This window comes from Dermacoccus sp. Ellin185, assembly GCF_000152185.1.
GTDB lineage: Bacteria > Actinomycetota > Actinomycetes > Actinomycetales > Dermatophilaceae > Dermacoccus > Dermacoccus nishinomiyaensis.
This window is the reverse complement of the sequence record NZ_AEIQ01000045.1, coordinates 52,426-77,672: the sequence shown is the minus strand read 5'-3', so window position 1 is coordinate 77,672 and position 25,247 is coordinate 52,426. Positions and strand designations below refer to the sequence as shown.

General features: G+C 69.4%; 24 protein-coding genes and 3 tRNA genes. 13 read left to right on the top strand and 14 right to left on the bottom strand.

The genetic code is table 11. The annotated features are described in order from the left end of the window. Positions 1–74 precede the first annotated feature (74 nt). The 5 genes from HMPREF0321_RS03655 to HMPREF0321_RS03635 form a co-directional block, all read right to left on the bottom strand. Positions 75–812, bottom strand: a complete 738-nt coding sequence (locus HMPREF0321_RS03655) for a zinc ribbon domain-containing protein (RefSeq protein WP_006944179.1) — start codon at positions 810–812, stop codon at positions 75–77. Then, positions 809–1,660 (bottom strand): Nif3-like dinuclear metal center hexameric protein, encoded by an 852-nt coding sequence (locus HMPREF0321_RS03650; protein WP_006944158.1) that lies wholly within the window; start codon positions 1,658–1,660, stop codon positions 809–811. Before HMPREF0321_RS03650 ends, HMPREF0321_RS03655 begins: the two co-directional genes overlap by 4 nt. Before the next feature lies 1 nt (position 1,661). Then, a tRNA-Val gene (locus HMPREF0321_RS03645) sits at positions 1,662–1,734 on the bottom strand. 103 nt (positions 1,735–1,837) lie between these two features. After that, positions 1,838–2,299 (bottom strand): peroxiredoxin, encoded by a 462-nt coding sequence (locus tag HMPREF0321_RS03640; protein WP_006944268.1) that lies wholly within the window; start codon positions 2,297–2,299, stop codon positions 1,838–1,840. Positions 2,300–2,333: 34 nt separating this feature from the next. After that, the gene (locus tag HMPREF0321_RS03635) at positions 2,334–2,753 is read right to left on the bottom strand and encodes a DUF3052 domain-containing protein (protein WP_006944308.1); all 420 of its coding nucleotides are present in this window, start codon (positions 2,751–2,753) and stop codon (positions 2,334–2,336) included. Positions 2,754–3,052: 299 nt separating this feature from the next. Here HMPREF0321_RS03635 and aceE point away from each other — a divergent pair, with 299 nt between their 5' ends. The 7 genes from aceE to HMPREF0321_RS03600 all read left to right on the top strand — a co-directional run bounded on the left by aceE (position 3,053) and on the right by HMPREF0321_RS03600 (position 12,787). Continuing rightward, positions 3,053–5,815, top strand: coding sequence for a pyruvate dehydrogenase (acetyl-transferring), homodimeric type (gene aceE / locus HMPREF0321_RS03630; RefSeq protein WP_006944294.1), 2,763 nt, complete (start codon positions 3,053–3,055; stop codon positions 5,813–5,815). 307 nt (positions 5,816–6,122) lie between these two features. Then, the gene (locus HMPREF0321_RS03625; RefSeq protein WP_074040720.1) at positions 6,123–7,421 is read left to right on the top strand and encodes a CdaR family transcriptional regulator; all 1,299 of its coding nucleotides are present in this window, start codon (positions 6,123–6,125) and stop codon (positions 7,419–7,421) included. Positions 7,422–7,505: 84 nt separating this feature from the next. Beyond that, complete coding sequence (locus HMPREF0321_RS03620) at positions 7,506–8,684, top strand: acyltransferase domain-containing protein (RefSeq protein ID WP_006944327.1); 1,179 nt, start codon at positions 7,506–7,508, stop codon at positions 8,682–8,684. Continuing rightward, complete coding sequence (locus HMPREF0321_RS03615) at positions 8,681–9,664, top strand: beta-ketoacyl-ACP synthase III (protein WP_006944239.1); 984 nt, start codon at positions 8,681–8,683, stop codon at positions 9,662–9,664. The genes HMPREF0321_RS03620 and HMPREF0321_RS03615 overlap by 4 nt, the downstream gene beginning before the upstream one ends. Before the next feature lie 116 nt (positions 9,665–9,780). Beyond that, on the top strand, positions 9,781–10,029 hold the full coding sequence (locus tag HMPREF0321_RS03610) for an acyl carrier protein (protein ID WP_006944284.1): 249 nt from the start codon (positions 9,781–9,783) through the stop codon (positions 10,027–10,029). An 89-nt stretch (positions 10,030–10,118) separates the two neighbouring features. Continuing rightward, entirely contained in the window at positions 10,119–11,372 is a 1,254-nt protein-coding gene (gene fabF, locus HMPREF0321_RS03605) for a beta-ketoacyl-ACP synthase II (RefSeq protein WP_006944307.1), read from the top strand. Then, positions 11,369–12,787 carry an acyl-CoA carboxylase subunit beta gene (locus tag HMPREF0321_RS03600; RefSeq protein ID WP_006944206.1) on the top strand — a complete coding sequence of 473 codons (1,419 nt, stop codon included), beginning with the start codon at positions 11,369–11,371 and terminating at the stop codon, positions 12,785–12,787. The genes fabF and HMPREF0321_RS03600 overlap by 4 nt, the downstream gene beginning before the upstream one ends. Before the next feature lie 74 nt (positions 12,788–12,861). On the opposite strand, the gene HMPREF0321_RS03595 is transcribed toward HMPREF0321_RS03600, so the two are convergent. From HMPREF0321_RS03595 to HMPREF0321_RS03580, 4 genes are all read right to left on the bottom strand, one after another. After that, positions 12,862–13,371, bottom strand: a complete 510-nt coding sequence (locus tag HMPREF0321_RS03595; protein ID WP_006944212.1) for a DUF3145 domain-containing protein — start codon at positions 13,369–13,371, stop codon at positions 12,862–12,864. 218 nt (positions 13,372–13,589) lie between these two features. After that, entirely contained in the window at positions 13,590–14,405 is an 816-nt protein-coding gene (locus HMPREF0321_RS03590; protein ID WP_006944321.1) for a potassium channel family protein, read from the bottom strand. Between the two features lie 119 nt (positions 14,406–14,524). Then, positions 14,525–14,598 (bottom strand) — tRNA-Ile (locus HMPREF0321_RS03585). A 58-nt stretch (positions 14,599–14,656) separates the two neighbouring features. Continuing rightward, entirely contained in the window at positions 14,657–15,577 is a 921-nt protein-coding gene (locus tag HMPREF0321_RS03580) for a MerR family transcriptional regulator (RefSeq protein ID WP_006944166.1), read from the bottom strand. 141 nt (positions 15,578–15,718) lie between these two features. Between HMPREF0321_RS03580 and HMPREF0321_RS03575 the strand changes: the two genes are divergently transcribed. From HMPREF0321_RS03575 to HMPREF0321_RS03555, 5 genes are all read left to right on the top strand, one after another. Next, positions 15,719–16,372, top strand: coding sequence for a hypothetical protein (locus HMPREF0321_RS03575; protein ID WP_006944288.1), 654 nt, complete (start codon positions 15,719–15,721; stop codon positions 16,370–16,372). A gap of 204 nt (positions 16,373–16,576) precedes the next feature. Then, a complete protein-coding gene (locus tag HMPREF0321_RS03570; protein WP_006944163.1) occupies positions 16,577–17,365 on the top strand; it encodes an amino acid ABC transporter ATP-binding protein in 789 nt (262 codons plus the stop codon). A 34-nt stretch (positions 17,366–17,399) separates the two neighbouring features. Further along, on the top strand, positions 17,400–18,221 hold the full coding sequence (locus HMPREF0321_RS03565; RefSeq protein WP_006944204.1) for a glutamate ABC transporter substrate-binding protein: 822 nt from the start codon (positions 17,400–17,402) through the stop codon (positions 18,219–18,221). 65 nt (positions 18,222–18,286) lie between these two features. Next, positions 18,287–18,967: an amino acid ABC transporter permease gene (locus HMPREF0321_RS03560; RefSeq protein ID WP_006944292.1), complete on the top strand. Its 681-nt coding sequence runs from the start codon at positions 18,287–18,289 to the stop codon at positions 18,965–18,967. Continuing rightward, complete coding sequence (locus tag HMPREF0321_RS03555) at positions 18,964–19,878, top strand: amino acid ABC transporter permease (RefSeq protein WP_006944182.1); 915 nt, start codon at positions 18,964–18,966, stop codon at positions 19,876–19,878. The genes HMPREF0321_RS03560 and HMPREF0321_RS03555 overlap by 4 nt, the downstream gene beginning before the upstream one ends. A 150-nt stretch (positions 19,879–20,028) precedes the next feature. On the opposite strand, the gene HMPREF0321_RS03550 is transcribed toward HMPREF0321_RS03555, so the two are convergent. The 5 genes from HMPREF0321_RS03550 to HMPREF0321_RS03530 form a co-directional block, all read right to left on the bottom strand. Further along, positions 20,029–20,101, bottom strand: a tRNA-Asn gene (locus HMPREF0321_RS03550). A gap of 108 nt (positions 20,102–20,209) precedes the next feature. After that, on the bottom strand, positions 20,210–22,195 hold the full coding sequence (gene dnaG / locus HMPREF0321_RS03545) for a DNA primase (RefSeq protein WP_006944304.1): 1,986 nt from the start codon (positions 22,193–22,195) through the stop codon (positions 20,210–20,212). Positions 22,196–22,288: 93 nt separating this feature from the next. After that, positions 22,289–23,515 carry a deoxyguanosinetriphosphate triphosphohydrolase gene (locus HMPREF0321_RS03540; protein ID WP_040014413.1) on the bottom strand — a complete coding sequence of 409 codons (1,227 nt, stop codon included), beginning with the start codon at positions 23,513–23,515 and terminating at the stop codon, positions 22,289–22,291. Then, positions 23,512–23,925 (bottom strand): DUF3806 domain-containing protein, encoded by a 414-nt coding sequence (locus tag HMPREF0321_RS03535; RefSeq protein ID WP_006944331.1) that lies wholly within the window; start codon positions 23,923–23,925, stop codon positions 23,512–23,514. The genes HMPREF0321_RS03540 and HMPREF0321_RS03535 overlap by 4 nt, the downstream gene beginning before the upstream one ends. Next, complete coding sequence (locus tag HMPREF0321_RS03530) at positions 23,925–24,203, bottom strand: DUF2277 domain-containing protein (RefSeq protein WP_040014394.1); 279 nt, start codon at positions 24,201–24,203, stop codon at positions 23,925–23,927. The genes HMPREF0321_RS03535 and HMPREF0321_RS03530 overlap by 1 nt, the downstream gene beginning before the upstream one ends. 80 nt (positions 24,204–24,283) lie before the next feature. Between HMPREF0321_RS03530 and HMPREF0321_RS03525 the strand changes: the two genes are divergently transcribed. Beyond that, a complete protein-coding gene (locus HMPREF0321_RS03525; RefSeq protein WP_006944323.1) occupies positions 24,284–25,138 on the top strand; it encodes a sulfurtransferase in 855 nt (284 codons plus the stop codon). Positions 25,139–25,247: the final 109 nt, after the last annotated feature.

The following is a 25,247-nucleotide window of genomic DNA, read 5'->3' as shown; positions in this document are numbered from 1 at the left end:
GCATTTCGGACGACGAACAGCGCCCGGCGCCGTCACCGCGAGGCGACGCGCCGAGCGCTGTACTCTCTGCCCGGTCAGAGGTCGGATTCGGCCGTGCGCACGAGGATGCGTCCGCACTCGTCGCAGTAGACGACCTGGTCGGCGGCGCTCGAGCGAATGCGCTGCAGATCCGAGTGGTTGAGTTCGAGGCCGCAACCGAGGCAGCGACGACCGTGCAGCGCCGCCGCGGCGACACCGCTGCGGGCCCGGATGCCGTCGTATTCCGCGAGCAGGTCGGCGGCGAACGACGGGGCCATGTCGTCGCGCTTGCGCTGCACCTCGGCGCGCTCGGTCTCGAGCTCCTTGGCTGCCTCGCCCATCTCCGCCTTGAGCTGCTTGACCTTGGCCTCGGCCTCGTCGGCGACCGTCGTGAACGCCGTCAGCCGCTCGCGCAGGCCCTCGGCGCGCTCCATGATCTCGAGCTCGGCGTCCTCGAGGACGACTTGACGGCGAGCGAGCGTGTCCGTCTCGTGCTGCAGCGCCTGCAGATCCTTCGCGCTGCCCTCACCCGAGGCGAGGCGCTTCTCGTTGCGGGCCATGCGGTCGCGCACCTGCTGCACGTCGGCCTCGCTGCGCGCGATCTCACGCTCGACGTCCATGACGGCCGTCTGCGCGAGAATCATCTCCTCCGTCGCGGTGTCCGCCTTCTTCGTCAGCTCCGCGAGCTCCTTCGCCTGCGGCAGGTTCGCGAGACGGTGATCGATCTGGTCGAGGCGGGTGTCGAGCTTCTGCAGGTCGAGCAGCCTCCACTGCTGCTGAAGTTCTGCCTTCACTGCATCTCTCCTTCATTCGTGGGCACGAGGAAATTCCAGGGGTCGGTGCACGTCGTCGAGACGTGCACCTCGATGTCGCCGCCGCTCTCGCGCACGGCCTTCACGAGACGCTCGCAGGCGTGCTGCAGCCACAACCATTCGGTAGCCCAGTGTCCGGCGTCGACGAGGAACATCGGCGCCGCCGGGTCGTCCTCCTCGCGCGCCTCGATGGCGGGATGATGACGCAGGTCGGCGGTGACGTAGACGTCCGCCCCCGCGCGTCGTGCCGCGCCGAACTCGCCGTCACCGGCGCCGCCGAGCACCGCGACGCGCTGGACGCTCGCCTCGGCCTCTCCGCTGACGCGCAGGCCGACGGGGGCGGGTGGTAGCGCCGCGGCGAGGCGTTCGCAGAAGGCGCGCAGCGTCATGCTCTGAGGCAGGTCACCGACGCGGCCCAGCGGCTGCCCCTCGCTCTCGACCAGGGGTTCGACGTCCTGCAGGCCGCATGCGGCCGCGAGCGCGTCGTTGACGCCGGGTGTGGCCACGTCGGCGTTCGTGTGCGCCGCGTACAGGGCGATGTCGCCGACGACGAGCGCTGTCACCGCGCGCCCCTTGCCTGACGTCGTCGCGACCGACTTGACCCCGCGCATGAGCAGCGGGTGATGCGTGACGAGCAGGTCGTAACCGCCGGTGACGGCTTCGTCGATGACGCTCATCGCCGGGTCGACGGCGAACAGGACACGTTCGATCGGCTGCTCCGGGTCGCCGGTGACGAGGCCGACGGCATCCCACGACTGAGCCGTCGACGGCGGGTAGAAGCCGTCGAGGATTCGCGTGACGTCCGCGAGGGTCGTGGTGGAGTTGTTCATGTGGGCCCCGCCGGGATCGAACCGACGACCGACGCGGTGTAAACGCGTTGCTCTACCAGCTGAGCTAGAGGCCCTGAGCGCGCGCCGAGACGGCGCGGATGCAGCTGAATCCTACCCGCCGCGTGGCCACGTCGAGTTCGGCGTCATCGAGGGGCGGCGCCACGACGCCGCGCCGCGTCACAGGTTCTCGGCCACCTCGAGGGCGGGCGAGAAGTCGCGCGCCTCGCCGGGGCCGTTGATGAGCGACCAGAGCACCGTCATCGACGCGTCGACGAGGAAGGTGCCGCGCACGGCGAACCCGCGCTCGTCGTCGAAGACGCCGTAGGCGCGCGCGATCGCGCCGTGCGGCCAGAAGTCGCTGAGCAGTGGGAAGTCGAAGCCCTCGGCGTCCGCCCACGCGCGCTGCGTGAACATCGCATCGCAGCTGATGCCGACGACCTGCATCGCGTCACCGTCGTAGCGGGGCAGGTTGTCGCGGATGTGGCACAGCTCCCCCGTGCAGATGCCGGAGAACGCGAAGGGGTAGAAGACGAGCAGCGTCGGGCGCTCGGCGACGAGGCCGGACAATGTCACGTCCTCACCGAACTGGTTCCTGAGCGTGAAATCGGGCGCCGCAGCACCCACCTCGAGACCGCTCATGTCACTCCCTCTTCGTCTCGTGCGGCGGCCGCGCTCAGCGCTGCTTCGCTGCGCCACCCTGGACGAGCTTCGTGCCGATCCAGTCGTCGCCGACCTTGAAGGTCGAGCTGGCCTTGAGACCGGCGGTCGTCGCAGCTTCCTGCACGTCCGCGGCGTCGATCGCAAGATCCGAGCCGGCCTTCGGCGTCATGAGGAGGACGAACCCCTTGTCCTCCAGCGTGGCGAGCGCGTCGACGACGTCGTCGGTGAGGTCGCCGTCGCCGTCACGGAACCACACGAGGACGGAGTCGACGACGCCGTCGTACGTCTCGTCCTCGATCTCGGAGCCGACGATCTCCTCGATGGCTTCGCGCCACGACTCGTCGACGTCGTCGTCCCAACCGATCTCCATGACGATGTCGTCCGCGGAGAAGCCGATCTTGGCCGCCGGATGTGCCCCTGCGGTCTGGTTCACGTGCTGTGCTCACTTTCTGTTCTGGACGCTGCGACCACGCCGGGTGGATGCAGCCTTGTTGGAAGGGTAGTCCACAAGGTTGTCTCGCGCATTGCAAGAAGGCGCCCTCATGACGACCGTCTCGTGGGCCCGATCGCCCTGGCCTGATGAGCCTCGAAACCCCTCGTCCCGCCCGCCAAACGGAGTACCCACGAGTAACCCCGTCCCGGTTTCGCGCAGGGTGCTCACGGGGGGCAGGATGGGAGCATGTGGCGCGTGCCAGGTAGCGCCGACGCAGTGGACGAGAGGACGTGACCTAAGTGTCGCTTGAGGAAGCCGGCCCGATCCTGAATGGCATTCCCAGTCAGTTGCCGGACATCGATCCCGACGAGACGCAGGAGTGGCTCGACTCGCTCGACGGCCTCGTCGACGAAGCCGGACGCAACCGTGCCCGGTACGTCATGCTCAAGCTGCTGGAGCGCGCCCGCGAGCAGCAGATCGGCGTGCCGTCGCTGACTGCGACCGACTACATCAACACGATCGGCCCCGAGGCCGAGCCGTGGTTCCCCGGCGATGAGGAGATGGAGCGCAAGTACCGCGCCTGGATCCGCTGGAACGCCGCCGTCATGGTGCACCGCGCGCAGCGCCCCGACATCGGCGTGGGCGGCCACATCTCGACGTACGCCTCCGCCGCGACGCTCTACGAGGTCGGCTTCAACCACTTCTTCCGCGGCAAGGACCACCCGGGCGGCGGTGACCAGGTCTTCATCCAGGGCCACGCCTCCCCCGGCATCTACTCGCGCGCCTACCTCGAGGGCCGCCTGAGCGAGGAGCAGCTCGACGGCTTCCGTCAGGAGAAGAGCCACTTCATCGACGGTGAGTCCGCCGGCCTGCCGAGCTACCCGCACCCGCGCAACATGCCGGAGTTCTGGGAGTTCCCGACCGTCTCCATGGGCATCGGCCCGATGAACGCCATCTACCAGGCGATGGTCAACCGCTACCTCAACGACCGCGGCCTCAAGGACACCTCCGACCAGCACGTCTGGGCCTTCCTCGGTGACGGCGAGATGGACGAGGTCGAGTCGCGTGGCGCCCTGCAGTGGGCCGCCAACGAGGGCCTCGACAACCTCACGTTCGTCGTCAACTGCAACCTGCAGCGTCTCGACGGCCCCGTGCGCGGCAACGGCAAGATCGTGCAGGAGCTCGAGGCGTTCTTCCGCGGCGCCGGCTGGAACGTCATCAAGGTGCTGTGGGGCCGCGGCTGGGATCCGCTGCTCGCCCAGGATCGTGACGGTGCGCTCGTCAACATCATGAACAAGACGCGTGACGGCGACTACCAGACGATCCGCGCCAATGACGGTGCCTACGTCCGCGAGTACTTCTTCGGCCAGGACCCGCGCACGGCGAAGATGGTCGAGAACTGGTCCGACGACGACCTGTGGTGGAAGCTCAAGCGAGGTGGCCACGACTACCGCAAGGTGTACGCCGCCTACAAGGCTGCGATGGAGCACACGGGCCAGCCGACGGTCATCCTCGCGCACACCATCAAGGGCTACAGCCTCGGCACGCACTTCGCGGGCCGCAACGCGACGCACCAGATGAAGAAGATGACGCTCGGGGACCTCAAGCAGTTCCGCGACTCGCTCGACATCCCGATCAGCGACGAGCAGCTCGAGAAGGACCCGTACCGTCCGCCGTACTACCACCCCGGCAACGACGACCCGGCGATCAAGTACCTGCTCGAGCGTCGCGCGAAGCTCGGCGGTGGGCTGCCGTCGCGCAAGGGCCGCAGCTCGCAGCTGCCGTTGCCCGGTGACGAGGCGTACAAGATCGCGAAGAGGGGCTCCGGCAAGCAGGAGGTCGCGACGACGATGGCGTTCGTCCGCATCCTCAAGGAGCTGATGCGCGACAAGGAGTTCGGCAAGCACATCGTGCCGATCATCCCCGACGAGGCGCGCACGTTCGGCATGGACGCGTTCTTCCCGACGGCGAAGATCTACAACCCGCACGGGCAGCACTACCGCTCCGTCGATGCCGAGCTCATGCTCGCGTACAAGGAGAGCCCGCAGGGCCAGCTGTTGCACCTCGGCATCAACGAGGCCGGCTCCGTCGCGGCGTTCACCGCCGTCGGCGCCGCGTACGAGACGAACGACATCCCGATGGTGCCGGTCTACGTCTTCTACTCGATGTTCGGCTTCCAGCGCACTGGTGACTCGATCTGGGCGGCCGCCGACCAGATGGCCAAGGGTTTCCTCATCGGCGCCACCGCGGGCCGTACGACGCTGACGGGTGAGGGTCTGCAGCACGCCGACGGTCACAGCCACGTGCTCGCCGCGACGAACCCCGCCATCCGCTCCTACGACCCGGCCTACGGCTACGAGATCGCGCACATCGTGCAGGACGGCCTGGAGAAGATGTACGGCGAGAACGCCGAGAACGTCATCTACTACCTGACCGTCTACAACGAGCCGATCGTGCAGCCGGCCGAGCCCGAGAACGTCGACGTCGAAGGTATCAAGCGCGGCATCTACAAGCTCAAGGACGGCTCGTTCGACGGCCTCGGCGACGACGCGCGCCGCGTGCAGCTGCTCGCCTCCGGCGTCGGAGTCGCCTGGGCCCTCGAGGCACAGGAACTGCTCAAGGAGGACTGGGGCGTCGTCGCCGACGTCTGGTCCGTGACGTCGTGGAACGAATTGCGCCGTGACGGCCTCGAGGCCGACGAGCACAACTTCCTCCACCCCGAGGACGAGCGCCGCGAGCCGTTCATCACGTCGCGCCTCAAGGACGCACCCGGTCCCGTCATCGCGACGAGCGACTCGATGCGCCAGGTGCACGACCAGATCCGCCAGTACGTGCCCGGCGAATTCCACTCGCTGGGCGCCGACGGATTCGGCTTCTCCGACACGCGAGCTGCAGCACGACGCTTCCTCCACATCGACGGCCCGTCGATGGCGGTGCGCGCCCTGCAGTCGCTCGCCGACCGCGGCGAACTCGACCCGTCGATCCCGCGTCAGGCAGCCGAGAAGTACGAGCTGCTCAACGTCAAGGCCGGCACCTCCGGCAACGCCGGCGGAGAAGCCTGACGGGCAATGCGAACAGCGACGGGCAGAACTGGGCGACGGTTCTGCCCGTCGGGCTTCTGCGCCAAATGGTGCGCGGAGAAGCCTGACGATTCCCTCGCGGCGTCTTCCATCGGTCCGGAGTCGCAAGCTCTCCCGGCCCGAGGTGCGACACCGCCACGGGGGCGCGTCCACGTCCCCTGCATCGCACGTTGGCCGTGCGCACTCACCGTCCGTGAGTGCGCACGGCTTCGTGCTTTCCGGGGTCGGTCGGCCGACCGGTGTCGTTGCTACTCGTGGGTTCCCACAAGGCTCGGTTACGGTGACGGGCATGGCGGAACCCAGGGTGCCCTCGCGTGAATCTCTGACGGCGATGCGCCGCGGCGTCGGGGCGATGGCGACGTCGGCCGCGGCGCGCGTCGAAGCCGACCACGCCTGGTTCGCCGCGCTCAGCGCCGAGGATCGCAGCTGGATCGGCGTCATCGCGCACGGCGGCATCACGTCGTTCCTGTCGTGGCTCGAGAACCCGCACGTCGAAGGCGCCGGCGCCATCGACGTGTTCGCCGACGCACCAAGCGAACTGACGCGCAGCATCAGCCTCGAACAGACCCTCGACCTGCTGCGCACCGTCATCGAGATCGTCGAGGACGAAGCACCCGCCCTCGCGCGGGCCGACGAACGCGCGGCCGTGCGCGAAGCTGTCCTGCGCTACTCCCGTGAGGTCGCGTTCGGCGCCGCCCACGTCTACGCGCGCGCCGCGGAATCGCGCGGCGCGTGGGATGCACGCCTCGAGTCGCTCGTCGTCGACGCCGTCGTGCGCGGCGAACCCGACGAGACGCTCGGCTCCCGCGTCAATGCCCTCGGCTGGGCCGAGGTGCGCGGCGTCACCGTCGTCGTCGGCGCGAGCCCTCTCGGCAGCCAGACGAGCGTCGTCGACCCACTACGACGCGCCGCGCGTCATGCCGGGCTCGAGATCCTCGTCTCCGTCGAAGGACGGCGGATGATCGCCGTCGTCGGCGGGCTCGACGCGGCCACCCTCGCGACGCCACGCAGCGGCACATCGTCAGGCAATGCAGCAAGCACGTCGTCTCAGGCCGCCCCGCACGCCGACCCGCTCGCCGCGGCGCGACTGCTCGCCGACCACTTCGGCGACGGCCCCCTCGTGTGCGGGCCCCGCGTGCCGCACCTCTATGCGGCGGGCCGCTCTGCACGGGACGCGCTGCGCGGCTACGACGCCGCGCCGGCGGCCACCTCCTGCCGCCGCCCGGTGCACAGCGACGACCTGCTCGCCGCACGCGCCGTCTCCGGTGACGACAAGGCACGCCGCGCGCTCGCCGCACGGGTGACGGCCGCGCTCCAGCCCGATTCGGTCATGCGCGAGACGGCGCGCGCCTACATCCGTCTCGGCTCGCTGGAGGCCACGGCGCGCGAGTTGTTCGTCCATGCGAACACCGTGCGCTACCGCCTGGGGCGCACCCACGACCTCACCGGTTACGACCTCACCTGCCCCGAGGACGCCTTCGCCATCCGACTGGGCCTCATGTACGCCGACCTCGACGCAGCTCGGTCCCGCCCGCGCACCCGGCCGGACGCCTCCCGCGCCGCACGGGAGCAACCCAGCCAGGTGTGATTGGAGGTTTCCTACAAATCACACCGGCGAAGTTCGTCGGCCCGCTCGTCGCCTCGCCCACCACCTCCAGGGCAAGGTTGAGGGGTGCTAGCGATCGTGTGCCCCGGACAGGGCTCTCAGACCCCCGGTTTCCTCCGCCCTTGGCTCGAGCTGCCAGAGTTTCACTCCCGCATGGCGTGGCTGTCGGCCTGCGCCGGGATGGATCTCGTCCACCTCGGCACCGAGGGTGACGCGGAGACCATCAAGGACACCGCCGTCGCACAGCCCCTCATCGTCGGGAGCGGCCTCGTCTCGATGCTCGCGCTGTTCGCCCACCCCGTCGACGGATTCCGTTCCGTCGGTGTCGGCGCCGGCCACAGCGTCGGTGAGATCACTGCCGCGGCGTCGGCCGGCGTCCTGAGCGCCGAGCAGGCCATGGTCTTCGTCCGCGAGCGCGGTGCGGGCATGGCGCAGGCGTCGGCCGTCACGCCGACCGGCATGGCCGCCGTCGTCGGCGGCGAGGCGAAGGACGTCGTCAGCCACCTCGAAGCCCTCGGCCTCACGCCGGCCAACATGAACGGTTCCGGTCAGATCGTCGCGGCCGGCACCCTCGAGCAGATCGAGCGGCTCAAGGCCGAGCCGCCGTCGAAGGCACGCGTCATCCCGCTCCAGGTCGCGGGTGCCTTCCACACCGAGCACATGGCGCCGGCCGTGGAGCGGCTCAGTGTCTTCGCGCGGGCCATCTCGACGCACGACCCTCGCATCCCCCTCGTGTCGAACAAGGACGGGCTCGTCGTCCACGACGGCACGCGGGTGCTGCGCCGCCTCGTCAGCCAGGTGAGCAACCCGGTGCGCTGGGATCTGACGATGGAGACGTTCAAGGCGATGGGCGTGACGGGCCTCGTCGAGGTGCCGCCGGCCGGCACCCTGACGGGCCTCGCCAAGCGTGCCCTGCCTGGTGTCGAGACCCTGGCGCTCAAGACCCCCGACGACCTCGACGCGGCGCACCGCATGGTGCGCGAGCACGGCCAGGTCGACACCGATCTCGAACCCGCGTGGCGACTCGTCATCGCGCCGGCCAAGGGGACGATCGAGCGCGCGCCCCTCGACGAGGGCGACACCATCACCCCCGGCGAGACGATCGGACAGGTCGTCACGGCGCGCGACGCGTACAACGTCGTCGCGCCGCACGGCGGGCGCATCATCGAGTGGCTCGTCAGTGAGGGCGACCCTGTCTCTCCCGGCCAGCCCCTCGTGCGTCTTCACCCGAAGGAGGCGCAGTGAAGGCCCTCGCGCAGCGCACCGGCGCGCAGTACACCCGCATCCTCGGTTTCGGCGGTTACCGCCCGCAGCGGCTCGTGCCGAACAGCGAGATCGTCGAGGCCATCGACTCCTCCGACGAGTGGATCCAGGAGCGCTCCGGTGTCCGCACGCGTCATTTCGCGCGCGACGACGAGACGATGCTCGACATGGCCGAGTCGGCGGCGCGCGACGCGATCGCACGCTCCGGTGTCGACCCGGCGACGATCGACGGCGTCATCCTCGGCTCGGTCACGCACGACATGTTCACGCCCGCCGCCGCGCCGATGCTCGCGGATCGACTGGGGCTGGACTCCCCCGTCGCGTTCGACCTGTCCGCCGCCTGCGCCGGGTACTGTCACGGCATCGGTGTCGCCTCCGACCTCGTGCGGGCCGGTAGCGCGAGCACTGTCCTCGTCCTCGGCGCCGAGCGCCTGACGTCCGTGCTCGATCCGAGCGACCGCGGCACCGCCTTCATCTTCGGTGACGGCGCGGGCGCGGCGATCGTCGGCGCGAGCGACCACGTCGGCATCGGCCCGACGATCTGGGGCAGTGACGGCGCGGCGTGGGAGGCAATCCGCCCCAACGTGCTCGAGGACGGCTCGCCCGGCCCGACCATCACGATGCAAGGTCAGAGCGTCTTCCGCTGGGCGGTGTGGAGCATGGCTCCCGTCGCGCTGCGCGCCATCGACGCCGCGGGCCTGAGCGTCGACGACATCGACGTGTTCATTCCGCATCAGGCGAACGTCCGCATCATCGACGCCATGGCCAAGCAGATGAAGCTGCCCGAACGCGTCGTCATCGCGCGCGACATCGTCGACACGGCCAACACGTCCGCCGCGTCGGTGCCGCTGGCCGCCGAACGACTCGTGCGCGAGGGGCAGGCCAAGAGCGGCGATCTCGCGCTGCAGATCGGTTTCGGCGCGGGCCTCGCCTACGCGGCGCAGGTCGTCGAGATCCCCTGAGCCGCACCGCGACTCAGCATTCAGCTCCCGCGCCTCGGCGGGCCATCCGGGGCAAGGAAAGAACCGCAGACGGAGTCGATCGACGAACGGTCGACGTCACGACAAGGAGAAACACCATGGCTGCTTCCGAGCAGGAGATCCTCGCCGGCCTCGCCGAGATCGTCAACGAGGAGACCGGCATCGACGCCGCCTCCGTGCAGAGCGACAAGTCGTTCACCGACGACCTCGACATCGACTCGCTGTCGATGATGACGATCGTCGTCAACGCCGAGGAGAAGTTCGGCGTCCGCATCCCCGACGAAGAGGTCAAGAACCTCGTCACCGTCGGCGACGCCGTCAGCTACATCAAGAACGCCCAGGCCTGAACGGCCCCCGTCGACGCGCCGCCCCGGCACCTCGCCCGCGCGGGCGGCGCGTCGCACCCCATTCTTTCGTGCCCCACCAAGGAGCCAGCATGACCCCGAACCGCGACGCCCGCATCGTCGTCACCGGCATCGGTGCGACGACCCCGCTCGGCGGCACCGCACCCGAGACGTGGGACGCCCTGCTCGCCGGTCGTTCCGGTGCTCGCGCGCTGCCCGCCGAATGGCTGGAGCAGTTCGAGCTGCCCGTGACGTTCGCCGCGTCCATCGCCCAGGACCCGGCCGAGGTGCTGACGAAGGTCGAGACGCGCCGCATGGACCGCAGCGCCCAGTACGCGCTCATCGCAGGGCGCGAGGCGTGGGCAGACGCGGGCAGCCCCGAGGTGGAGCCGGAGCGACTCGCAGTCGCGTTCGGCACCGGCATCGGCGGGGTGACGACGCTGCTCGACCAGTGGGATGTCATGCGCGAGAAGGGCCCGCGTCGCGTGTACCCGCTGACGGTGCCGATGCTCATGCCCAACACCTCTGCGGGCAACCTGTCGCTCGAGTTCGGTGCGCGCGCAGGCGCCCACACGACCGTCTCCGCGTGCGCCTCCGGCGCCGAGGCGATGGGTCTCGCGATCGACATCATCCGCTCGGGCCGCGCCGACGTCGTCATCGCCGGCGGCACCGAGGCGCCGATGCACCCGCTGCCGTTCGCCGGGTTCGCGGCGATGAAGGCCCTCTCGACGCGCAACGACGACCCGCAGGCCGCCTCCCGCCCGTACGACACTGGCCGTGACGGCTTCGTCATGGGCGAGGGTGCTGCGGTCGTCGTGCTCGAGTCCGAGGAGCACGCGAAGGCGCGCGGCACGCGGATCTACGCCGAGCTCGCGAGCATCGGCATGTCCGCCGACGCCCACCACATCACCGCGCCCGAACCCGAGGGTGCCGGTGCCAAGCGGGCGATGCGTCAGGCCGTCGATGCCGCCGGTCTGACGCCCGCCGACATCTGCCACATCAACGCCCACGCAACCTCGACGCCCGTCGGTGACGTCGCCGAGGCGAACGCGATCCGCGCCGCGTTCGGCGCCGACGCCGACCACATGGCGGTGGCCGCGACGAAGTCGATGACGGGTCACCTGCTCGGCGCTGCGGGCGCGCTGGAGGCCGTCATCACGGTGCTGTCGGTGCACCACCGCCTCGTTCCGGCGGCCATCAACATCGACGACCTCGACCCCGCCATCGACCTCGACGTCGTGCGCAGCGAGGCCCGCACGCTGCCCGAGGGCGACATCGCGGCCCTCAACAACTCGTTCGGCTTCGGCGGCCACAACGTCGCCCTCACGATTCGGAGCGCCTCATGAACGCCCTCACCGCCACCGCGCCGGCCGAGGCCGACGTCGACCCGCGCGACCCGTATCGCCGCCTCGAGAACTTCCTCGACGCCGGCAGCGTCGACGTCATCGCCGAGGTCGAGCGCTCCGGCTTCGTCTCCGCTCGCGGCACCGCCGACGGCACGCCCGTCGTCGTGTTCTGCTCCGACGCGCGGGTGCAGGGCGGCGCGATGGGTGTCGAGGGGTGCAAGGCGATCGTCGAGGCCTACGAGATCGCCCTCGCCGAGAACCTGCCCGTCATCGGGCTGTGGCACTCCGGCGGTGCGCGACTGGCCGAGGGCGTCGTCAGCCTGCATGCCGTCGGCGAGGTGTTCGCCATCATGACGCGGGCGTCGGGCAAGATCCCGCAGATCTCCGTGGTCATCGGCGCCGCCGCCGGTGGTGCCGCCTACGGGCCGGCGCTGACGGACGTGGTCATCATGGCCGATCAGGGCCGCATCTTCGTGACGGGCCCCGACGTCGTGCGCTCGGTGACGGGCGAGAACGTCGACGCCGCACGCCTCGGCGGGCCCGAACCGCACGGTCGACGCTCGGGCGTGGTCCACGTCGTCACGGCCACAGAGGATGAGGCCTTCGAGCGAGGCCGTCTGCTCGCCTCGCTCATGGCGAATCAGGGCGAGTTCGACCTCGGATCGCTCGAAGAGCGCGACCTCGGCGCCACGTTCCCCGAGAACCCGAAGCGCGCCTACGACGTGCACCCCCTCGTCGACGACCTGTTCGACGATGCGGGTGAGCAGGTCGAGCTGCACGCGAAGTGGGCGCCCAACATCGTCACCTCGCTCGGGCGCCTCGGCGGGCGCACCGTCGGCGTCATCGCGAACAACCCGATGCGTCTCGGCGGGTGCCTCGACTCCCCCGCCGCGGAGAAGACGTCCCGTTTCGTGCGCATGTGCGACGCGTTCGGCATCCCCCTCGTCGTGCTCGTCGACGTCCCCGGCTACCTGCCTGGCGTCGGTCAGGAGTGGGACGGCGTGGTGCGCCGCGGCGCGAAGCTGCTGCACGCGTTCGCCGAGGCGGTCGTGCCGCGCGTGACGCTCGTGACGCGCAAGACGTACGGCGGCGCGTACATCGCGATGAACAGCCGCTCCCTCGGCGCGACGCGCGTGTTCGCGTGGCCGAGCGCGGAGGTCGCCGTCATGGGTCACGTCGCTGCCGTGCGCATCCTGCACCGTCGCCGGCTCGCGGAGGTCGACGAGGCCGCGCGTCCCCGGGTCGAGGAGGAACTAGCCGCCGAGCATGCCGTGCTCGCGGGTGGACTGGAACGCGCCCAGGAGATCGGTGTCGTCGACGAGGTCGTCGAGCCGGCCGAGACGCGCGGAGCGCTCGCTTCGGCACTGGCCGCCGCACCCGCGCGTCGCGGGCAGCACGGCAACATCCCACTGTGATCTGACGCCCACCCGGCATGACGAAGGCCGCTTGCTCCCCCAGAGAGCAAGCGGCCTTCGACGTGTGTGGTGCGTCAGCCGACGCGGTGCAGCCAGCGCACGGGAGCGCCGTCGCCGGCGTAGCGGAAGGGCTCGAGCTCCTGGTCCCAGGCGGTGCCGAGCAGCTCGGCCATCTCGGCCCGGAACTCCTCAGGGTCGCCCTGGCTCGCGACGAGGGCGCTGCGCAGGCGGTCCTCGCTGACGACGGCGTCGCCGCTCGCCGACGTCCACGTGTGGTGGATGCCGAGGTTCGGGGTGTGCGACCAGCGTGAGCCGTCGTTGCCGGGTGAGGGTTCTTCGGTGACTTCGTAGCGCACGTGATCCCAGCCGCGCAGCGCGCTCGCGAGCTTTGCGCCGCTGCCTGGTTCGCCGCTCCAGCTGAACTCGCTGCGCACGAGGCCCGGCGCGACGGGCTGCTGCGTCCACTCGAGGTTGACGTCGGCGCCGAGGACGCTCTCGAGCGCCCACTCGATGTGAGGGCACAGCGCAGCGGGGGTGGAGTGCACGAAAACCACCCCGCGCGTCATGACGCGAGTCATCGACATCCGAACCTCCTGGTGTTCGCGAGGGACGTCTTCCCCAACGACCTCAGCCACACCCAGGAATCCGATGATGTGTGCCGCCATTCTGCACGATGGCGACGCTGCAGGCCAGCACCCGTGCGGCGTGGCTAAGAATCAACCTGTCACTCTGGCGCATGCGGTGCTCACCCCGTGGGAGCGACACGCCCGCGTGTCCTGGCGAGCTGTCTCGCAGTGCCCGCTCAGAGGATGTCGTCGCTCTCGGGCGCTGCGGCCCGGTGCGACGCCGTCCGGCCCCGTAGTTCCGCGACGTCGGCGCGCAGGGCTCGGATCTCATGGGTGAGTGCTTCGACCTCGTCGCGCATGCGGTCGTCGGCGGCGACCTCGCCGTCCTCCTCGCGGACGCGATCGAGGATCCATGACGCCACCGAACCCGTGACGACACTGAACAGCCCGATGCCGCTGAACATGAGGCAGGCGGCGACGACACGTCCGCTCGGTGTCACGGGGTGGTGCTCGCCGTAGCCGACCGTCGTGATCGTCGTCGTCGCCCACCACAGGGCGTCGCCGAAGGTGTGGATGTTGGCGCCCGGCGCCTTGCGTTCGGCGTCGAGGACGGCGAGTGCGCCGAGCAACAGCACCGTCAGCGTCGCGAACCCGAGGTAGGCGACGATGCGGCCGCGCAGGGTGCGTCCGAGGCGCTTGTCGAGCAGCCGCAGCAGGGCGATGAGCTGCATCGTGCGCAGCGGTTGCAGCGCGGGCAGGACGAGGACGAGCACGTCAAGCCCGGAGTGGCGCAGGAAGCCGCGACGGTCGCGGGAGAGGTGGAGGCGCGCGAAGTAGTCACCGACGAACGCGAGGTAGGTGATGACGTTGAGTGCATGGAACGTCAGGATGACATCGGTCGGCAGGCTCGGCCGGAGAATGGGTGCGGCATACGAGGCGATGAAGACGAGCGCCAGGATGCCGAGAGGGACGCGCGTCGCCTCCTGCCACTTCTCCCGCGCGCCTTCACCGGATGATGCCGGGCCGGTGCTCACCCACGGCGCGTTGCTCATGCGCCCATCGTAGGGAGGCGCACCCTCGCGCACCGACGGCCGCCGACATACGCCCTGCGACAAGGCGGCTCGTCTCGAGATGACGACGTCCTCGGCGTGACGGCGTGACGACGTCCGAGTAGGGCGGGCGGGGCTTGAACCCGCGACCCAGGGATTATGAGTCCCCTGCTCTGACCAGCTGAGCTACCGCCCCTCGCCCGCTCGTCGCGGGCCGCAAGAGAGTTTAACCCCCGTGACGTGGGGTTGTGGCGTCAGCCGACCAACTGTGCGGCGGCGTCCGAGTCGGATCGCCCGGTGCGCCCCGATTCGTCGATGAGTGCGGAAGCTGCGGCGACGACGTCCTGCGACATCGCCTCGACGCCGAGGTCGGCGCATATGGTGTCGGTGGCGCCGCGCCCGCCGATGAGGAGGCGGTAGGAGCGCGCGAGGTCACGCAGCTCGTCGAGCGAGCGACGGAACGTCGTGTCACGCGTCGCAGCCATGACGACGAGATCGGGCTGCAGGATGGAGCACGCCTGCGCAAGATCAGCGACAGGCGTCTCCTGGCCGATGTAGCGAATGCGCCACCCCGAGCGCGCGAGAAGCACCCCGAGCACGAGCAGTGGAATGTCGTGCTGCTCCCCCGGCGGGCAGGCGAGGACGACGAGGGGCCCGTCACCGTCGGCCCACATGAGGCTGTAGCTGTCGAGGCGACGGCGGATGAGTTGCGTCGCGAAGTGCTCGTGCGCGACGGACACCTCACCCCGTTCCCAACGCCCGCCCAACTGCACGAGGAACGGCATGAGGCCGTCACGCAAGGCTTCCTCGAGCCGATGCGACGACAGCAGCCGATCCAGCGCGGCACTCAGGGCGAACTCGTCGAACCGGTCGACAGCGCGGTGCATCTCGTAGACGATGGCTGCGGCGTCGATACGTCGGCCGGCCGGGATCTGGGCGACGACGTTCGCGTTGACGCGGCGCGCGGCCTCCGCGATGGACACACCTTGCTCGCGTAGGCCCAGCACCGCAGAGACGCGACGGACGTCGAGTTCGCTGTAGACGCGGTAGCCGCCCGTCGTGCGCGACGGTTTGAGGATGCCGTAACGGCGCTCCCACGCGCGAAGGGTGTGAGTCGACACCCCGACGCGTTCGGCAAGTTCGCCGATCTGCAGCCCCTCGACATGCGTTGACATACGCAGAGATTAGCGACCTTGAGAACGTCGACAAAGGTTTGTCGACGCCTGTCACCCCGCCTTACGTTCAAAGGAACGCCGCACACAGCGAGTTCCCATTCGTCGGCGCCCGCTGCAGCTGCCGACCAGAAGGGGCCGACCATGAGCATGGCACTCGAGACCGACACATCTTTCAGTGACCTTGGCCTGAGCCTGCCCGCACTGGCCCGCCTCCGGCTGCACCATACCTGGACGGCGCCGCTGCCTGTCAGCTCTACCCAGGCAGCTGAACTGTGGCTCGCCGACCTCGACCTGCCCGTACGCCTCTCCCGGTGGGCGCATGGCTTCCGCTCGTACGACCTCGGCGCGTTCACCGCGGATGAGTTCGCCGCGCGTAAGCGTGACGTTCTCGCCGCCTGTGGCCGCACGGACGGTCGCGTCCTCATGCTCGCGCAGCCGGCCCGCGACGCCGTCGCGCCCCGTATCTACTGGGTCCTCGACGAGGACGACACCCCCGTCGCGCACATCGCCGAGATCGTCCACGACGGCGAGCGCCTCGGCATGTTCGTCACCGGCGCCGACGGCAGGCACGTCCAGGGGCGGCTCGTCATCGACGGCACCCCGACCGAGACGGTCGGGCAGCTGCGCGCCCACCTCGACGCTGACGGTGTGCGCGTCGGCCTCCAGCTCACGAGCGTCGACGGTTCCCCGGTGCTGACGATGTCGCTCACCGGTACGCTCGCGTCGGGTTCGTCGCGCGCCCTGATCCAGTCGGTGCAGCGCGCGGCAGCGTCACAACGCGTCCTCGCCGCCTGAGACACCCACAGATTCGCTTGCGACCCCGGCCACCAGGTGGAGCCGGGGTCGTGAGTCGTCAACAGCGTGAGACGAGCGCGGGTGCTGCGGGATCTGACGGGTCAGTAGATATCGACAACCTATCCACGCTCATGTGTAGCAATTAGGTCACGAATGAGCGCGGCGGCGCCGTAGCGGCCTGTGGGCGTGACTACGATCACTGCCATGACCGGAGCCACCACTGCCCCAGCGCACAGTGACATCACCGCCCAGCGAGGCGAACCCCTCGTCGTGCTCGACGGAGTGAACAAGCACTTCGGCGACCTGCACGTCCTCAAGGACATCGACCTGAGCGTCAATCGCGGTGAGGTCGTCGTCGTGCTCGGCCCCTCGGGATCCGGCAAGTCGACGCTGTGCCGCACGATCAACCGGCTCGAGACGATCGAGTCCGGAACGATCACGATCGACGGCAAGGCGCTGCCCGAGGAGGGCGCGGCGCTGGCGAAGCTGCGCGCCGACGTCGGCATGGTGTTCCAGTCGTTCAACCTGTTCGCCCACAAGACGATTCTCGACAATGTCACCCTCGGCCCCATCAAGGTCCGCAAGCAGAGCAAGGCCGACGCGGAGGCGAAGGCGATGGAGCTGCTCGAACGCGTCGGTGTCGCCCACCAGGCGAAGAAGTTCCCGGCCCAGCTCTCCGGCGGCCAGCAGCAACGCGTCGCCATCGCCCGCTCCCTCGCGATGGAACCGAAGGTGATGCTCTTCGACGAGCCGACGTCAGCGCTCGACCCCGAGATGATCAACGAGGTCCTCGACGTCATGGCGCAGCTCGCCGCCGACGGCATGACGATGATCTGCGTCACCCACGAGATGGGCTTCGCCCGCCGCGCCGCCGACCGCGTCATCTTCATGGCGGACGGCGCCATCCTCGAGCAGGCGGCCCCCGAACAGTTCTTCAGCAACCCGACGACCGATCGTGCCCGGGACTTCCTCGGCAAGATTCTCACCCACTGACGCAGGCCGTCAGCAAACCCAGGAGGAAACAGACATGAAGCGTGCCATCGCCACCGCAGGTGTCGCCGCCCTCGCCCTCGGCCTGACGGCCTGTGGCGGCAGCGACGACAAGAGCTCGTCCGGCTCGGGCGACAAGATCAAGATCGGCATCAAGTACGACCAGCCCGGCCTCGGACTCAAGGCCGGCTCGGACTACAAGGGCCTCGACGTCGACGTCGCCAAGTACGTCGCGAAGGAGATGGGCTACGGCGAGGACAAGATCGACTTCGTCGAGTCGCCCTCCAAGCAGCGCGAGAAGATGCTCGAGGCGGGCACCGTCAAGATGATCTTCGCCACGTACTCGATCACCGACAAGCGCAAGCAGCAGGTCTCCTTCGGCGGCCCCTACTTCGTCGCCGGCCAGTCGGTCCTGACGAAGGCGGACAGCGACATCAAGAGCGTCAAGGACCTCGCGGGCAAGAAGGTCTGCTCCGTCACCGGCTCGACGTCGGTCGACAACCTGAAGAAGCAGCAGCCGAACCTCGTCCCCCAGCAGTACGACAAGTACTCCGAGTGCGCGGACGCGCTCGCCTCCGGCGCCATCGACGCGATGACGACGGACAACACGATCCTCGCCGGCTACGCCAACCAGGATGCCTACAAGGGCAAGTTCAAGCTCGTCGGCGATGCCTTCACCGAGGAGAAGTACGGCGTCGGCCTCAAGAAGGGCGACAAGGACACCTGCGAGAAGGTCAACAAGGCCATCACGAAGATGGTCGACTCCGGTGAGTGGAAGAAGGCCGTCGAGTCGAACCTCGGCGCCGACTTCCGCTACGACACGAAGCTCAACCCGCCGAAGCCGGCAGCCTGCTCCTGATCCACGCGCGGTGACGGGCGCGGCACCCGCCGCGCCCGTCACCGTCACCCATTGAAAGGCCTTGCATGTCAACGCTTTTCAGCGATTATCATCTGCTCGACGCGTTGTGGATGACGATCAAGCTGACCCTCGTGGCCGCCGTGGGCTCCCTCGTCCTCGGCACGCTCGTCGCCGTCCTGCGCATGTCGCCGGTGCCGATGCTGCGCTTCCTCGGCACGTCCTACATCAACATCTTCCGCAACACTCCCCTGACGCTCATCATCCTGTCGTGCAACCTCGTGCTGTGGGCCAAGCTCGGCGTCGAGCTCGCTGACAGCAAGAGCCCCGACTTCTTCACGTCGAACAACTTCCGCCTCGCGGTGATCGGCCTGACGGTCTACCACGCCGCCTACGTCTGCGAGGCGCTGCGTTCCGGCGTCAACACGATCCCGCTCGGGCAGGCCGAGGCCGCGCGTTCGATCGGGCTCACGTTCAGCCAGTCGCTGCGTGAGGTCATCCTGCCGCAGGCGTTCCGCGGCGCGATCGTCCCCCTCGGCAACGCGCTCATCGCGCTGACGAAGAACACCACCGTCGCCGTCGTCATCGGCGTCATGGAGATGGCCGCGATGCTGGCGAAGGTGACCGAGGACGACCCGGGCCTGCTCAACCAGGCGTTCTTCGCCTCGGCCCTCGCCTTCGTGGCACTGACCCTGCCGACGGGTCTGCTCGTCGGCTACCTCGGCAAGAAACTGGCGGTGAAGCGATGAGTAGCGGAGTTCTCTTCGACGCCCCGGGCCCGAAGGCCCGCCGGCGACACGCCGTCCTGACGGTGCTCGGCGCTCTCGTCCTTCTCGGCCTGCTGTGGCTCGTCTACCGCCGTCTCGACGACAAGGGCCAGCTCACCTCGGCCATGTGGAAGCCGTTCCTCGAGGCCTCGACGTGGCAGGACTACATCCTGCCGGGCCTGCTCGGCACGTTGAAGGCCGCCGGCACCGCCATGGTCGGCGCCGCCGTCTTCGGCATCGTCTTCGCGATGGCCCGCATGTCGCACGTGCGGCCCCTGCGGTGGGTCGCCGGCGTCATCGTCGAGCTGGGCCGTGCCGTGCCCGTGTTGCTCATGATGCTGTTCGTCTACGGCTGGCTCTCGACCCGCGGTGACAACGACAACAACCCGTTCATCGCGACGGTCGTCGCCCTCATCATCTACAACGGTGCGGTCGTCGCCGAGGTCATCCGCTCCGGCGTCGACCAGCTGCCGAACGGGCAGCGCGAGGCGGGTCTGTCCGTCGGTCTGACACAGACGCAGACCCTGCGCTCGATCCTGCTGCCGCAGGCGATCACCGCGATGATGCCGACGCTCATCAGCCAGCTCGTCGTCGTGCTCAAGGACACCGCGCTGGGGTACAACGTGCTCTACGGTGAGATGCTCTACAAGGCCAAGAACGCCGCGGTCTCGTCGGCGAACATCGTGCCGATGATCTTCGTCGTGGCGCTCATCTACATCGCGCTCAACTACACGATCTCGAAGATCGCCATCCTCGTCGAGAAGCGCCTGCAGAACCGCGGGCAGGCAGCCGGCGCGAGCGAACACGGCGACGGGCCGGGCGCGGGCGTGACCGCCGGGGTCGCCGTCACCGGCGCCCCGGGCGTCAACTTCGGCGAGCAACACACGACCTGACGTTCGCGCACACGACGCGGGGGCCTCGACCATGATCGGTCGAGGCCCCCCGCGTCGTGTTGCGTCAGGACGCGCTCAGCGGCGCACGAGCCGCCACAGCATGCGAGAACCGCCCCGTATCATCGCGATACGAGGCGGTTCTCGGTGATGCTCCCCCACTTGGACTCGAACCAAGAACCCTCCGATTAACAGTCGAATGCTCTGCCAATTGAGCTATAGGGGAATGCTCGACCCAGCGGTTCAGGCTCTCACCCGAACGTTTGGCGCGCCGTAACTATAGCAAAGGTTCGACGCGCGTTCACAATCGCAGCGTTGCGCTCGCCCGGGGCACCTATCTCAGACCGGCCTCGCGCAGCGCGTTGAGCTGCGTCTGCAACTGGAACAGGCGCGCACTCGCTGCGCGGGAGGCGTCTGCGTAACCCGGCGCGTTCGGGTCGAGACGGCGAAGCTGCCCCATGGCATCGGCGATCGCCGAGCTGAGCGCGCCCTCCTGCACGTTCTGGATGAGCGCCGCGACATATCGCTCATCCGGGCGGCCCGTCGCCTCGTCGAGTTTCGTCGGCAGGTCACGGACGACGAGCTCGTTGAGCACGTCGTGCAGCTGCGGGTCGGTGCCGCGGCGTACGGCCTCGTTCCACGCCCCGATCGACGCCACGGAACCCGGTCCCCCGGCCCCGATCGCCGCCGCCAGGATGAGCTGGTGCGCCGGCGCGCTGAAGTCCCCCGGTACGAGCTGATCGAACACGGTGCCCTTCAACGACTCCGGGTACTGCAGCATCACCTGCAACAGCTGCCGCTCCCCCGCGATCGACGGATCACGCGGGTTCGGCTTCGGGATGCTCGGACGCTGCGGCTCAGCGGCCTCCGACACGCCCTGGCCCTCGCGCTGCCCACCGCCGGGGCCCGACGATGGCTGCTGAGAACCCTGCCACGATGCGGCCGGCAACCCCTCCCGCCGCGGCGGGCGTCGCTCGCTCAGCTTGCCGCGCGGCGCGGTGCGCACGGCGGCGCTGAGCTGCTCGATCTCGACTCCGATCCACCCGGCGACCGTGCGCACGTACTCGGGCCGCAGCGTCTGGTCACGGATGCCGGCGATGATGGGGGCCACCGCGCGCATGGCGGCGACGCGCCCTTCCGCGTGGTCGAGGTCGAACCCCGCGATCGTCGTGCGCACGGCGAACTCGAACATCGGCACCGCGTCTTCGATGAGACCGCGCACCGCCTCATCGCCCTGGCGCAGGCGCAGGTCGCACGGGTCCATCCCGTCCTTCGCGACGGCGACGAACGACTGGCTCGCCCAGCGCTGATCCTCGTCGAACGCCTTCATCGCCGCCTTCTGGCCGGCGGCGTCACCGTCGAACGTGAAGATGACGCGCGCGGGGGTGCCCCCGGCCTCGTCACGCATGATGCGACGCAACGACTTGATGTGATCCACGCCGAACGCCGTGCCACACGTCGCGACGGCATTGTCGACGCCCGCGAGGTGCGCGGCCATGACGTCGGTGTAGCCCTCGACGACGACAGCGCGTCGCTCGCGCGCGATCGTCTTCTTCGCGAGGTCCAACCCGTACAGGACGTGGGTCTTCTTGTAGATCGGCGTCTCGCTCGTGTTGAGGTACTTCGCCTCGATGCGGTCGTCTTCGAAGATGCGGCGCGCGCCGAAGCCGACGGTGTCGCCCGTGATGTCGCGGATCGGCCAGACGACGCGGCCACGGAACCGGTCATAGAGGCCCCGCGACGACTGACCGACGAGCCCGGCGGTCGTCATCTCCTCGGGGCTGAAGCCCTTGGCGCGCAGGTGCGCCGTCAGCGCGTCGCCGGTGCGTGGCGCGAAGCCGACGCCGAAGTGCTGGGCGGCCTTGCCGTCGAAACCCTTGGCGCGCAGGAAATCCCGCCCGGCGCGGGCAGACGGGTCGCGAAGCAGCGCCTCGGTGTAGAACTCCTCCGCCACGCGGTGCGTCTCGACGAGCCGCATGCGCCGCCCCGGCGGCTCGCGGTCGGGCCGCTCGCCCTCCTCGTAGCGCAGCACCATTCCGGCCTTCGCCGCGAGACGTTCGACGGACTCGGTGAACGACAGGTGCTCGGTCTCCATGACGAACGAGATGACGTCACCCGACTGACCGCACCCGAAGCAGTGATAGACGCCGACGGCGGGACGCACGGTGAAGCTCGGCGTCTTCTCGTCGTGGAAGGGGCACAACCCCTTGAGCGAACCGGCGCCCGCGCGCCGCAGCGTCACGTGCTCGGAGACGACGTCCTCGATGTTGACGCGATCCTTCACGGCAGCGATGTCCTCTGCCTTGATCAGCCCCGCCACGTCACTCCTTCCCACCTCACGCGATGCCCGGCCACGGCCGGCTCGGCACGCACCGTCAGTGTAGGCGCGGCCACCGACAACCCCATCCGATCGTCACGACGGGGCGTGCGCCGCCTCCGCGAGCGCTCGCCCGTCCGTCAACGACGCGACCTGGTCGATGACGACGCGAAGCACGCCGGCATCGTCGGCCGCGGCGCGCGCGTCGTCGACGAAAGGCACGTCCATGCGCTCCGGGTCGCGGACGAGACGGGCCACGTGCGACTCGACGACCTCGCGCTGCACCCGGTGCTGCGCCTCGCGTGCCTGCGTGAACATGACGAAGTGCGCCGACATTCCCTTGAGCACCGCGACCTGTGCACGCACGTCGTCGGGCACGACGAGCGCAGCGTCGTACCGCGCCAGCGGCTGGTGGCCGTACACGGCGCGCGTGGCGTCCTCGGGCGCCGCGGCGAAACGGCCGATGAGCGTGCTCGTCATGTCCTTCAACGCCGCCAGATCGCGGTGCGAACCGACGAACGATGCCGGCAGGTCGTCGTGCAGCAGGGCGTCGAAGGCCTCCGCGAGCGCGTCATCACTCAGATCGGGCGCGTACCGGGCGCGCGCTTCGGCGATGACGCCGGCACGCTCGGTCGGCGAGCGCAACGCCCGCAACTCCAGCGCACCGGCCGCGACGGCGTCCTCGATGTCATGGACGCTGTAGGCGACGTCGTCGGCCCAGTCCATGACCTGCGCCTCGAGGCACGTGCGCGCCGGCGCCTCGGCGCGCACGAACGCGAAGACGTCCGCGTCGTCGTCGTAGACACCGAACTTCGTGGTGCCCGCCGGGCCCTCGCCACGGCGCCACGGGTACTTCGTCGCCGCGTCGAGCGTCGCGCGCGTGAGATTGAGCCCGACGGAGCGCCCTCCCGAGGTGTGCCGCTTCGCCTCGAGGCGCGTCAGCAGCCGGAAGGTCTGCGCGTTGCCCTCGAACCCGCCGATGTCGGCCGCGAGCGCGTCGAGCACGCTCTCGCCGAAGTGCCCGAACGGCGGGTGGCCGATGTCGTGCGCGAGACATGCGGCGTCGACGACGTCCGAGTTGCAACCGAGCGCGTCCGCGAGATCGCGCCCGATCTGCGCGACCTCGAGCGAGTGCGTCAACCGGTTGCGCACGAAGTCGTCCGTCCCGGCCTGCCACACCTGCGTCTTCGTCGACAGCCTCCGCAGCGAGGCGCTGTGCACGATGCGCGCTCGATCGCGCGCGAAGTCGTCACGATCACTGCGCTTGCGGGTGCGATCCTCCGCGACGAAGCGCTCCCGATCGCGCGCCGCGTACGTGCTCAGCGAAGCACCTCGAGCTGCGTGCGTAGGTCGCGTGCCCAGTCGGCGAGCCAGTCGCGCTGCATCTCGTTCCAGGCATCGGCGACGAAGTCGCTCGGGAACATGATGCTCGACTCGTCCGGCAGCGACAGCCCGATGTCGCGGCCCTCGGCGTCCGTGATGACCCGCCACTCGAGCACCGTCTCCAGGGTCAACCACTGCCCCAGCGCGAAGCCGATCATCGCGACGAACGGCGTCGGATCCTCGCGCTCGGTCTCGTCCTGCGCGATGACCCGGTCGACGTAACTCTCGTACGCCGCGTCGATCGTCGCGACGTCGGTGACGTCTATGTTCCAGCGCGCCGCGTCATCGAGCCAGCCGTCGAGAACGGTCTGCTCGGCCTCGCCGACGGGTTCGACGATGATGTCGGCCATCAGCTCGCCACCGCCGCGTAGCGCTGCGCCGCGCGGGCGCGCGCCTTGCTCGCCTCGACCTCGCGGTCCTTGGGCGGCGCGCTCGTCACGAGAGAGTCGATCAGCTCGCGCGAGGCCTGCGCGATGACGTCGACGGCGCGCTCGTAGGCGGCTTCGTTGGCGCTCGACGGCTTGGCCGAGCCGCCGATCTTGCGCACGTACTGCAGGGCTGCGGCACGCACCTCCTCGTCAGTCGCGGGGGGCGCGAAGTTGTTGAGCGGGCGGATGTTGCGGCACATGCCTAAAGCGTGCCACACGACGCCGACAACAGCCGTCGCATCGGGCGCCACGCCGGGCCCCGGCTCGCTACGCTGACAGCATGACGCACCTGCCGCACCCGCTCGTGTCAGCTCACCGACTCGCCGCACGCCTAGAAGCCGGCGAACGCTTCCACCTGCTCGACGTGCGGTGGGCGCTCGGGCAGCCCTCGATGCACGAGGCGTACCTGCACGCACACCTGCCCGGCGCCTGCTGGGTTGAGTTCGAGGACGCCCTCAGCGACGCGGTCAGCGACGACGGCGCGGGCGGGCGTCATCCGATGCCGTCGCTCGATCGGTTCCAGGACGCGATGCGCGCCGCCGGCGTCCGCAACGATGTGCCCGTCGTTGTCTACGACGCCGCGAACGGCCTCGCCGCGGCCCGCTGCTGGTGGTTGCTGCGCTATTTCGGCAAGCTCGACGTGCAGGTGCTCGACGGCGGTCTCGCCGCGTGGAAGCAGGCCGGCGGGGCGCTCGAGGGGGGCGATCCGACGCCAACGCAACGCGGTGACTTCATCGCGACGCCCCGCCACCTCACTCTCGTCGATGCCGACGGCGCGGAGGAGCTCGCCGCGCGTCACCTGCTCGTCGACGCCCGCCCCGCCGACCGCTTCGCCGGCCAGAACGAGACGATCGACCCGGTCGCCGGGCACATCCCCGGCGCCGTCAACATCCCGGCGCTGAGCAACATCGGCGCCGACGGCTGCTTTCTCACGAGCGACGACCTCGCCACGCGCTTCACCGCGCGTGGCATCCCACGTCATGAACGCGTCGGGGTCTACTGCGGCTCCGGCGTGCAGGCCGCGCATCTCGCGCTCGCGCTCGAGGTGAGCGGCGTGTTCGACGACCCGGCGGTCTACATCGGGTCGTGGTCGGACTGGATCAGCGACCCCGAACGACCCGTCGAACGCGACTGAACCGAGCCGTCGCGCCCCTCGGCGATCTCGCACCCTTCGCTGCCCCACCCGTGACAGACGCGAACGGCCGGCCCCCGCTCGTGCAGGGGCCGGCCGTTCGTCGTGTCAG

Coding starts and splice junctions, on each gene's coding strand:
- HMPREF0321_RS03650 (WP_006944158.1), bottom strand. CDS start 1,660: ATGAACAACTCCACCACGACCCTCGCGGACGTCACGCGAATCCTCGAC.
- fabF (WP_006944307.1), top strand. CDS start 10,119: ATGACCCCGAACCGCGACGCCCGCATCGTCGTCACCGGCATCGGTGCG.
- HMPREF0321_RS03625 (WP_074040720.1), top strand. CDS start 6,123: ATGGCGGAACCCAGGGTGCCCTCGCGTGAATCTCTGACGGCGATGCGC.
- HMPREF0321_RS03610 (WP_006944284.1), top strand. CDS start 9,781: ATGGCTGCTTCCGAGCAGGAGATCCTCGCCGGCCTCGCCGAGATCGTC.
- HMPREF0321_RS03530 (WP_040014394.1), bottom strand. CDS start 24,203: ATGTGCCGCAACATCCGCCCGCTCAACAACTTCGCGCCCCCCGCGACT.
- HMPREF0321_RS03595 (WP_006944212.1), bottom strand. CDS start 13,371: ATGTCGATGACTCGCGTCATGACGCGCGGGGTGGTTTTCGTGCACTCC.
- HMPREF0321_RS03565 (WP_006944204.1), top strand. CDS start 17,400: ATGAAGCGTGCCATCGCCACCGCAGGTGTCGCCGCCCTCGCCCTCGGC.
- HMPREF0321_RS03600 (WP_006944206.1), top strand. CDS start 11,369: ATGAACGCCCTCACCGCCACCGCGCCGGCCGAGGCCGACGTCGACCCG.
- HMPREF0321_RS03560 (WP_006944292.1), top strand. CDS start 18,287: ATGTCAACGCTTTTCAGCGATTATCATCTGCTCGACGCGTTGTGGATG.
- HMPREF0321_RS03555 (WP_006944182.1), top strand. CDS start 18,964: ATGAGTAGCGGAGTTCTCTTCGACGCCCCGGGCCCGAAGGCCCGCCGG.
- HMPREF0321_RS03525 (WP_006944323.1), top strand. CDS start 24,284: ATGACGCACCTGCCGCACCCGCTCGTGTCAGCTCACCGACTCGCCGCA.
- HMPREF0321_RS03640 (WP_006944268.1), bottom strand. CDS start 2,299: ATGAGCGGTCTCGAGGTGGGTGCTGCGGCGCCCGATTTCACGCTCAGG.
- HMPREF0321_RS03590 (WP_006944321.1), bottom strand. CDS start 14,405: ATGAGCAACGCGCCGTGGGTGAGCACCGGCCCGGCATCATCCGGTGAA.
- HMPREF0321_RS03580 (WP_006944166.1), bottom strand. CDS start 15,577: ATGTCAACGCATGTCGAGGGGCTGCAGATCGGCGAACTTGCCGAACGC.
- HMPREF0321_RS03570 (WP_006944163.1), top strand. CDS start 16,577: ATGACCGGAGCCACCACTGCCCCAGCGCACAGTGACATCACCGCCCAG.
- HMPREF0321_RS03575 (WP_006944288.1), top strand. CDS start 15,719: ATGAGCATGGCACTCGAGACCGACACATCTTTCAGTGACCTTGGCCTG.
- HMPREF0321_RS03535 (WP_006944331.1), bottom strand. CDS start 23,925: ATGGCCGACATCATCGTCGAACCCGTCGGCGAGGCCGAGCAGACCGTT.